General features: G+C 59.7%; 9 protein-coding genes. 5 read left to right on the top strand and 4 right to left on the bottom strand.

The features are described 5' to 3' along the window. Window positions 1-6 precede the first annotated feature (6 nt). The 3 genes from IQ254_RS27220 to IQ254_RS27210 all read left to right on the top strand — a co-directional run bounded on the left by IQ254_RS27220 (window position 7) and on the right by IQ254_RS27210 (window position 3541). On the top strand, window positions 7-1275 hold the full coding sequence (locus tag IQ254_RS27220; RefSeq protein ID WP_193969289.1) for a CO2 hydration protein: 1269 nt from the start codon (window positions 7-9) through the stop codon (window positions 1273-1275). Between the two features lie 75 nt (window positions 1276-1350). Next, complete coding sequence (locus IQ254_RS27215) at window positions 1351-1752, top strand: fasciclin domain-containing protein (RefSeq protein WP_193969286.1); 402 nt, start codon at window positions 1351-1353, stop codon at window positions 1750-1752. A gap of 730 nt (window positions 1753-2482) precedes the next feature. Beyond that, window positions 2483-3541, top strand: coding sequence for a thermonuclease family protein (locus IQ254_RS27210; RefSeq protein WP_228041148.1), 1059 nt, complete (start codon window positions 2483-2485; stop codon window positions 3539-3541). A gap of 3 nt (window positions 3542-3544) precedes the next feature. On the opposite strand, the gene IQ254_RS27205 is transcribed toward IQ254_RS27210, so the two are convergent. Beyond that, window positions 3545-4945 (bottom strand): FAD-dependent oxidoreductase, encoded by a 1401-nt coding sequence (locus IQ254_RS27205; RefSeq protein ID WP_193969285.1) that lies wholly within the window; start codon window positions 4943-4945, stop codon window positions 3545-3547. 185 nt (window positions 4946-5130) lie between these two features. On the opposite strand from IQ254_RS27205, the gene IQ254_RS27200 reads away from it, so the two are divergent. Further along, window positions 5131-6747: a Ppx/GppA phosphatase family protein gene (locus IQ254_RS27200; RefSeq protein WP_193969287.1), complete on the top strand. Its 1617-nt coding sequence runs from the start codon at window positions 5131-5133 to the stop codon at window positions 6745-6747. Between the two features lie 7 nt (window positions 6748-6754). On the opposite strand, the gene IQ254_RS27195 is transcribed toward IQ254_RS27200, so the two are convergent. The 3 genes from IQ254_RS27195 to IQ254_RS27185 form a co-directional block, all read right to left on the bottom strand. After that, a complete protein-coding gene (locus IQ254_RS27195; RefSeq protein WP_193969284.1) occupies window positions 6755-7453 on the bottom strand; it encodes a DUF948 domain-containing protein in 699 nt (232 codons plus the stop codon). A gap of 26 nt (window positions 7454-7479) precedes the next feature. After that, complete coding sequence (locus tag IQ254_RS27190; protein WP_193969283.1) at window positions 7480-7815, bottom strand: YtxH domain-containing protein; 336 nt, start codon at window positions 7813-7815, stop codon at window positions 7480-7482. Window positions 7816-7890: 75 nt separating this feature from the next. Continuing rightward, window positions 7891-8244 carry a hypothetical protein gene (locus tag IQ254_RS27185; RefSeq protein ID WP_193969282.1) on the bottom strand — a complete coding sequence of 118 codons (354 nt, stop codon included), beginning with the start codon at window positions 8242-8244 and terminating at the stop codon, window positions 7891-7893. A gap of 101 nt (window positions 8245-8345) precedes the next feature. On the opposite strand from IQ254_RS27185, the gene IQ254_RS27180 reads away from it, so the two are divergent. Continuing rightward, window positions 8346-9276, top strand: a 931-nt coding sequence (locus IQ254_RS27180) for a DUF1565 domain-containing protein (RefSeq protein ID WP_193969281.1), incomplete at its 3' end; no start/stop codon positions are given.

Here is a 9276-nt window from a genome sequence, read left to right as displayed (position 1 = left end):
CCCACTCTGATTCCCCCCTCCACCCATATCCATGCCGATGTCATTCACCGGCTGGAGGCAGGGGGCTCCATGCTGCCCGATACCCCCGAGAATCTAATGCAGATCATCGGCATCTATAAGGCCTATGCCGTGCCGATGGATTTTTACTGGCGGGATTTGCTGTACATTGCCGAGCGAGTGTTTTTGAACCCGCTGCCTGCCTTTAAGTACTTTTTGCCTCAGGAATATCTGGATCTGCCCAACCACTACGCGGGGGATACCGCCGACCTGCGGATCTGGCGCGGCGAGGCCAATGTGCACCCCGAACTGCTGGAATTTATGGAGCAGGGGGAACTCAAGCGCAAGCTACCAAAGCTCTTCCATCACCTCTGGCACGATCGCGTCAACATGGAGTTTGCCGAGGCCTGCATGGTGGCGATGCTGTGGCACCAGGACATGGGCGGGCGGTTCAACGACTATTTGTATACCGATGAGTATAAGGCGGCATGCGATCGCGCCATCAAGGCCTACTTCAAGGGCAACCCAGTGATGCTGGGGCTGCACAAACTCTTCCCCGAGATGTTTTACGAGAAGTGCCGCGAGCTCTCCTACTACTCCAACCTGGGCCTGTTTTGGGAAGTGATGGCCCCGGTCTTCTTTGAGATGAGCGACATCTACGACGAGGGTGGCTTTGCAGGCGTACCCGCCGCCATGGACTTTTTAGTCAACGGCATCTTTGCCGTGGCCGGTCGCCCCATCTACCACCACGTTTATGTTGGCGACGAATGTTTTGAGCTGATTCCCAAATCCTGCGGTTTTACCTGGCTCTATGAAGCGGCTCTGCCCTACGTGGAAGCGGTGTTCTATCGCACCGCCCCCTTCCGAGGCACCAAGTCCTATAATGCCCAGGCCGGGCAGGTGCCCGCCGACCAAAACGACTTTCACTACGGCATCCTCTACGCCGACGTGTTTCCCGTGGGCAGCGCGGGCATTCCTCCCACCCTGCTGATGCAGGACATGGTGCACTTCCTGCCCCCCTACCTGCTGGAGTATTACCACAAGCACTGTCGGGGCGAAGACGACATTTTGATTCAGCTCGGTATTACTTTTCAGCGCTCGATGTACAACGTTACCTCGGCTGTAATTCAGGCTCTGCGCTGTGCCCTGCTCTACCCTCTGGATGACCCCAACCCCCGCCACCTGATGGCCAACCGCCAGTTCTTTGAAGCCCAAATGGATCGCTTTACCCGGCCCGAAGCCAGGCTGCGCCAGGTACAGACTCAGGACTATCGCTAAAGCCAGCAACCCGGTTTCTGCCAGAAACCGGGTTGCTAGTCAACTCAACACTCAACCCCCCAAAACTCAACAACCATGCCTACGATCGTCGATATCGCCGTCAGTAACGAGGCTTTCTCTACCCTAGTCGCCGCCGTCCAAGCTGCCGGACTAGTTGAAGCCCTGCAAAGCCCTGGTCCTTTTACCGTGTTTGCCCCCAACGATGATGCCTTTGCCAAGCTGCCCCCCGGCACGGTGCAAACCCTGGTGCAAAATCCGCCTCAGCTAGCCAGAATTTTGACCTTCCACGTGGCCGCCGGTAAATACACCAAGGACGAGCTAATCAAAATGGGGACGGTGGATTCCCTCGAAGGGTCCCCCATCCCGATTGATGGCACCGAAGGCTTTGAGGTGAAGAATGCCACGGTGCTGGCTGCCGATATCGAGGCCGACAACGGCATTATCCATGTGCTGGATAACGTGATCTTGATGGGGTGAGTTCAATTTTGGACTTTGGATTGGGGATTTTGGATTGGGTTATCCGGGGAGGAATGGTGCTGATGAAATAGCATCTCCTGAATTGCCAAAAGCCTTAAATTTCTTGTAAGGCCCTCATCCCCCTTCTCCCAAAATTGGGAAAAAAAGAGCTTTAAAATCTCATCACAGAGACTTGGGGAGAGGTCGAGAAGGCGACGTGCTCCCCAGATCTATTGCGTTTGATTGCAACATCGGGTCTAGAATCGGCGGTGTATTGGACAGCTTGTCAGTCAAACTTGACTATTCCTGATCTCTGAAAGAGTTTATCTTCTGGGTGTAGACCTGGCCTACATGCACGTCACGTTTGTTGTGCCAAAGAGCAGGGGTTTGCCCAACGACTAGTCGAGCTGGGGGGCAGCTGCGATCGCTGTCGAATAGCCACGCGGCTGAGTTCCTGGCCGATGCCCTACGGTGGCTACGACGGGTGCCGGGGCCTTGACCAGGCGGCGTAAGCCGCCCGCATCGCCAATTTAGGTGACCCATTGCCCCCTTGAATCTAGGGAAATTATTCTAGGGAAACTATCCTGAGGAGCCTGACTGGGGTCAGTATCTTAGTATACAGAGGAGACGTTCGGGCAAGGAAATATCTTGGGGTAGGGGCGCAGGACCTGGACCTTTTAGAGCCGGTCGGGTGTTGTTGTCGCCAGAATTCTCCGGAGTAAAATTAGCGATCGCATCACTAGCCCCAACTATGCCCCAGCCCAATACAAGTCAATTTTTATCCACCCAGCGCCAGCGCCTATCGCTGCTAGGGCTACTGACTCTGTTGTCAGGGTGCTCGACGTTGACTGAAGTTGGCGCGATGGGAACCCAGCTGGTGTCCGATGTTGTTGCCGGGGGTGACGCCAACTCTCTCACTTTCTTGCCTGCTGAAGATTCTGAGCCGGACGATCCAGAACAGCAGCGCTATAGTCAGGCTCTAGAGCAGGGCATGGCCGCAGCGGTGGCCACTCAAGCCGCTCAATCGGCCAGCGATTGGCGACAGGTAGAGGGCCAGTGGCAAGAGGCAATTGCCTCCCTCACCAGCATCCCTAGCAGCAGCGAGCTGTTCTCCACCGCCCAGCAAAAACGCCAGGAATACGAAGCGAACCGGGCCTATGCGGCCCAGGCCGCCGCCAAGTCCTTGCCAACCGCCCCAGTCATTTCTGTCGGTGACGGCGATACGCTGCGGGTGCAGGGTCGAGATGGCCCAGTGACTATCCGCGTCGCCTGTATTGATGCGCCGGAAACGAATCAGACCTTTGGCCCCGAGGCCACGCGGCGGCTGCGGCAGCTGCTCCCGACCGGGCAGCTCGTCGAGGTGCGGGCCATCGAGCGCGATCGCTATGATCGCACCGTAGCCGAAATCTACGCGGGGGGGCAGTCGGTGGGGTTACAGCTGGTGCGCGAAGGCTATGCCGTCGTCTACGAGCAATATATTTCAGGCTGTGCCACCACCGCTGACGACTACCGCCAGGCCGAATCTGCGGCCCGCAACGCCCGCCGCAATTTCTGGAGTCAGTCTAACCCCACCCTGCCCTGGGATTTTCGCCGAGGTGGGGAATCCCCTAGCCCCACGCCGATGGTCACTCCAGCGCCGGTTACGCCACCACCCGCCGCCAGTAACCTGCCCGCCTGCGCCTCTGGCAACTGCGACTGCGGCGACTTCTCTACCTGGCAGCAGGCCCAGGCTTTGCTCGAAGCCACCCCCGGCGACCCCCATCGCCTGGACGGCGACAATGACGGCATTGCCTGTGAAAGCCTGCGTTAATGGTTATCCTTGTCGTCTCCGCGATCGCCGCCAGTTAAACCAGTTCTCGGCCCAGTCGCGTCGCCAGGTACCCGTCTGCCACCGCTGCCGCTGCCAGGTCTCGACCATCAGGGGCAGGATGGCAGCCAGACTAGGGGAGAGGGTTGGGAGGCGCTCTAGCCGCTGGAGGGGAATGCCCTGGTGGAGCGCCAGGGCGACGGTAGCCATGAGTTCGCTGGCCCCGGGGCCGCAGATCTGGGCTCCTAGGATCTGCCCGTCGGCCCGCACCATCCATCGGCAAAAGCCAGTGATATCGTCGCCATAGTGGGCTTTGAGCACCTGACCAAAGGGCACTTGCAGCACAGTGGCCTCGCTGCCGTACCAGCGTTGGGCCTGGGTTGCCGTTAAGCCAATGCGGGCGAACTCGGGCGTGGTGTGCAGCAAAGCCGGGCGATTGAAACAAGAAAACTGGCGCCAGGGCAGATAGAGAGCGTTGCGAAGGGCGATCGCGACATCAGAGTGGTCGGTGCTCTCAGCCCAGTAGCCGCCGAGCGCTGGGCCGCAGGCAAAGACCTGAGAATGGTTGGTCCTCAGGCGATCGTCCACCGATAGCACGGTGGCAATACCGTGAACTTGGCTAGGCTGAATGCCGATGCTGCCCAGATTGAGCTGCCCTAGAGCAGGGTAGGTGGCCGTGGCGACGATCAAATGCTGACCCGTGAGGCGATCGCCGTTGGTGAGTAACAGCTCAGCCTTGCCTGGATGGCGAAGGAGTTCTATGGGACTACCCAGCCTGAGCATGACTCCCGCTGCCTCCAGCAGCGCGGCTATAAACGCCGAAATATCTGCATCTTCGGTGGGTAGCAGCGTGGCGCCTCGGCTGACCAGCGCGGTGGGCGTGCCGAGCCGAGCCAGGGCTTGGGCCAGGGCGATCGCCGCCCCGCTGCGTCCCAAAATAATCACCGACTCGGGCTGGGTCTCTAGGGCCAGCAGGGTATCGAGGGTGAGGTAAGGGGTCTCTGCCAGACCGGGAATATCGGGTATGGTGACCTCGGTGCCGGGGGCCAGCAGGTAGCGGCGCGATCGCAGCCGCCGACTCAGGGTCGTGACCGCCAGGTGCGGGCGAGGGCTAAACTGTCCTGGTTCCAGCACCACATCCACGCCGCTGGCGGCCAGACAGTCTAGGCTCAGCTGGGGGTAGGCGACGGCCTCTAGGGCTTTGATCTGGGCGTTGAGGCTGGCCCACCCGGAGCGATCGTGAGCCTGGGCCAGCACCGACCGACCCAGCTGACGGCGAAGCGATCGATTGACCGCTCCCGGGGCCTCGACCAAGGCCACTCTTGCGCCCTCGCGGGCGGCTAGGGCGGCGGCTTCTCGCCCCTGTACCGTGCCGCCGATAATCACCCCATCGTAGTCAACGGTCATGGTCTCCCCACCGCGCAATTCCCCATGAGTGTAGCGCCCCCCATCTCCCTATCTCCTCTAATCGATTTAGCGCCAATAAAGTTTTCCTCCAGTCCTGATGGGTCACAGCTAGGCAGGTAAAATCTGAGACAAAGCAGCATGGGCGCACTATGACAGGCACTACTTCGACCCCCGAGTGGACATCGATGGCCGATTTTGCAGATTTTGCTCTGCCCGAAATTACCGGCGATCGCATTCTGGCCGCCATTGATGTCGGCACCAACTCTATCCACATGGTGGTGGTCAAAATTCAGCCCGATTTGCCCGCCTTCACGATCATCGACCGCGAAAAAGAGACCGTGCGTCTGGGCGATTTTAATAAAGAGACTGGGGGGCTATCGGAGGCGGCGATGGAGCGGGCGGTAAAGGCGCTGAAGCGCTGCTGTGCGATCGCCAGCAGCCTCCAGGCCGAAGACATTGTTGCGGTCGCCACTAGCGCTGTGAGAGAGGCCAGCAACGGTCAGGGCTTTATCGAACGGGTCTACAGCGAGGTGGGCCTCTCTATCAACCTGATCTCTGGTACCGAAGAGGCCCGCCGCATCTATCTCGGGGTGCTCTCGGGCATGGAGTTCCACGGTCAGCCCCACAGCATTATCGACATTGGCGGCGGCTCGACCGAGCTGATTTTAGGCACCGGCGAACCCCATCGCTTTCTCAGCAGCACCAAGATTGGGGCTGTGCGCCTGACCGCTCAATATGTCACGACTGACCCGATCTCAGACCCAGAGTTCAGTACGCTGCGGGGCTATGTGCGGGGCATGATCGAGCCCAACGCCACCGCGCTCAGGTCTCACCTAGGGCCTGAGGAACCGATGCAATTGATTGGCACCTCGGGTACGATCGAGTGCCTGGCGGCCCTGGTAGCTTACCAGCGGTTGGGCCTGGTGCCCGACCCGCTCAACGGGTTTCAGATCAGCTACGACGAGGTTTCGCAGCTGATCGAAACCCTGCGCCGGTTGCCCTACGACGAACGGCTAGATATGCCCGAGATGTCGCCTCGTCGGGCTGAAATTATTGTGGCCGGGGCTATTATTCTCCACGAAACCATGGGGCTACTCAAGGCCGACAGCATTACCATCTGCGAGCGGGCGCTCCGGGAAGGCGTCGTCGTCGACTGGATGCTGACCCACGGTCTGATCGAAGACCGGATGCAGTTTCAAAAGTCGGTACGCCAGCGCAACGTACTGAAAACCGCCAAAAAATATAAGGTGCACCTCGATCGCTCCCAGCGGGTGGCCCAGTTTGCTATGGATCTGTTTGAGCAGACCCGGGGCAGCCTGCATACCTGGGGCAACTTAGAAAAAGAACTGCTCTGGGCCGCGGCCATTCTCCACAACTGCGGTCATTTTATTAGCCATTCATCTCACCACAAGCATTCTTACTACCTGGTGCGCCACGGTGAGCTGCTCGGCTATACCGAAACCGAACTAGAGGTAATTGCTAACATCGCCCGCTATCACCGCAAGAGCGCCCCCAAAAAGAAGCACGATAACTACGGCAGCCTGCCCACCCGCTACCATCGGCAGATGGTCACCCACCTCAGCGCCCTGCTGCGCCTGGCGGTGGCCCTCGATCGCCGCGGCATTGGTGCGGTCAAGAGCATTCACTGCAACTTCGACGCCGATGCCCACGTGCTGAACATAGAGGTAAAGGCGGCCTATCCCGGCGACGACTGCGCCTCAGAACTGTGGAACCTCGACTACAAGAAAGACTACTTTGAGCAGGTGTTTGAGGTGTCGCTGGTGGCTCGCCTCGCCGCCTAATGTGAGGCTAGCTCCGATCGAGCTCGCTTTGGCGACTGGCAGTTGAAGGAGGTTGACATTGGGGCTGCTCTGGCTCTGCGTCAGCCTGCTGAACCTCTGCTCCAGACTTAACGGGCGGCGGGGATGCGGGGACTTCACCGTCGAAATCTGCGGCAGAATGACGGTCGTTTGACGCTAGGAAAGGACGGCGAGCGCCCCCAAAATCCCCATTTCTGTCTGGATGGTTAGCCCGCTCCTGGGGCTCCAACGCAGTCGCTGCGGTTGGCCTTTGACTGGGGGGTCGATTGCGATCAGTTTCAGGCGGGGTAAACGACTTGGCGGACTGCGGTGCCCGAGATGTTTCGGCGGTAGACAACGTCTGCCACGCAGCGCGGGCTCCGGCCCAAAGGCTCTTGGTGCCTTTATTTAGGCGCTTGACTCCGGTTTGGGCCGAGGAAATACTTTGGTTGACCTGCTGCACTACCTGCCCGGCACTTTGAACTCCATCGGTGACATCGTCGGTGAGCTCGGTGATCTCTAACCCCGTGAGGCGAATCGCTTCTAGGGTGGGCGGCAGCTCGCGGCTAAGGGTGTCAAACATCTTTTCGGCGCTGCGGGCCGCTCGACCCAGTTCCTTCAGCACCGGGATAGCCACCATTAACATGGTCGTCAAACTGACGACTACTAGCAAAAACGATAGGGCTAGCCAAAATAGCGGGTCAGCCAAAACAGATGCTCCTACTCCTGGTGCGCTTATTCCTGGGTAGATCCGTTGCTGGCCATCGGTGCAGACTGGCTCAGTTGCTCATATTCCTGGCGACTGGCCGCCTGCCCCGCCGTGATCGCATCTCGTAGGCGAACCAGGGTCTGATCCCAGTTGACCAACGCTGTTTCAGAGAGGCGATCAGCCTGGAGATGCACCGTAGTAGACAGATCTTCGACCAGTTCGGGCAGTGCGTCAGCAGACTTTTTGAGAATACGACGGGTTTCACGACCGGTGCGCGGGGCCATGAGCAGGCCCGCCACTGCGCCCATTGCGGCACCGATAACGAGGCCGCCAATAAACCCACCCGATTGTCTGTCGCTCATAGTTGTTCCCTGTAGGTATCGCAGGCTATCGCCCTCGGCTGCGATCACAACGGCGTGAACACAACGGGGCTAGAGTCATCCTATCGTCTTTCTCGAACGCCCCAGCTTGCCACTAGGCCTGACCTTTCTACTCCCTAACCAACGGCTCGCCATCGGCACCAGGCTCACCACGGCGATCGCCTGGTTAAGCCGTTGAATTTGCCCCTGCAGCTGGCTGTAGCGCCCTCGCAAGGCAGCTGTACCAGTTTGGCCACGCAAAATTAATGGGGGCGTCACCGCCGGGTTAAGGGTGTTATGGGTACTGCGCTCCCAGTTGGTCATGGAGTCGGCTACTCTCCCTAGGGTTTTACTCAACCGCCACAGCCGCCAGGCCACATAGAGGCAGAACAGCGCAATCAGTAGATTTAGGCCAACAGCAACCGCGATCACAACTTTCGCCCTATCCTTTAACTGGCTAAATCATAGCGATATTCTGGGCTAAATTCTGGGCCGAGCGCTGCATTTCCTCCTGTTTTTGGGATATTTCTCCGGTGGATACCATTGCTAAAACCTTGGATGTAGACCCCAGTCGCGGGGTTGACGAACCTTCAGGCCGCCCTCAGTTACCCTATCGAACCCTGACAGCGGCGATTGGAGCGCGGGATCCGGGCAGTACGTTGATTAGACTGGCCCCAGGCACCTACAGTGTGGCGACCGGCGAGCGCTTTCCGATTACCGTGCCCGATGGGGTGGTGGTGATGGGGCAAGCAGCGACCCAGGGGCAGGGGATTTTGGTGGTCGGCGGCGGTGTCGGACCAGGCGGTCTATCGGTGGGGGTGCTGCTAGAAGGCCAGGGTCAACTGCAGGGGGTAATGGTGCAAAACCCCGAGGGCGTAGGGATTTTGATCGGCTCGGGTAGCCCCCAAGTGCAGGCCTGCCGTTTGGGCCAGAGTACGGTGGCCCTACAGGTAGTCGGTGCGGCTCAACCATTGATTAGTCAAACTCGGGTGGAGGCGGGGCGCGATCGCGGCCTGAGCTTTCTCGACCAGGCCCGGGGCGAGGTGCAGGACTGCACCATAGAGCGCTGCGGCACAGGGGTGTATATCGGGCAAAATGCCGCACCGCTGCTGCGTAACTGCCAATGCTCTAGCAACCAGATCGGCATCCAGGTCGCCGGGGCCGCTAGTCCAGTGCTGCGCCAAAATCGCCTGGTGCAAAATCAGACCGCTGGCCTAGCCGTGCAAGACACGGGTCGGCCTGACCTGGGCCAGGCCGACGATCCGGCTGGCAATATTCTGCGCTACAACCGCGAGGCTGACCTGCGCAATGACACCCGTCAACCGCTCACGCTGGTGGGTAACGATGTCGTGCCCGGGGGGCTGGCCGGTGCGGTAACCCTGGAGGCCAGTCGCTGGCCCGACCCGGCGGCGGTACCGCCAGTACTGCTCGACCAGGCTGAACCGGGCGGCGCTGCCCCTCCCG

Origin of the sequence: Nodosilinea sp. LEGE 07088 (genome assembly GCF_015207395.1) — a bacterium.
Taxonomy (GTDB): domain Bacteria; phylum Cyanobacteriota; class Cyanobacteriia; order Phormidesmidales; family Phormidesmidaceae; genus Nodosilinea.
This window is presented reverse-complemented; position numbering and strand designations above follow the sequence as displayed.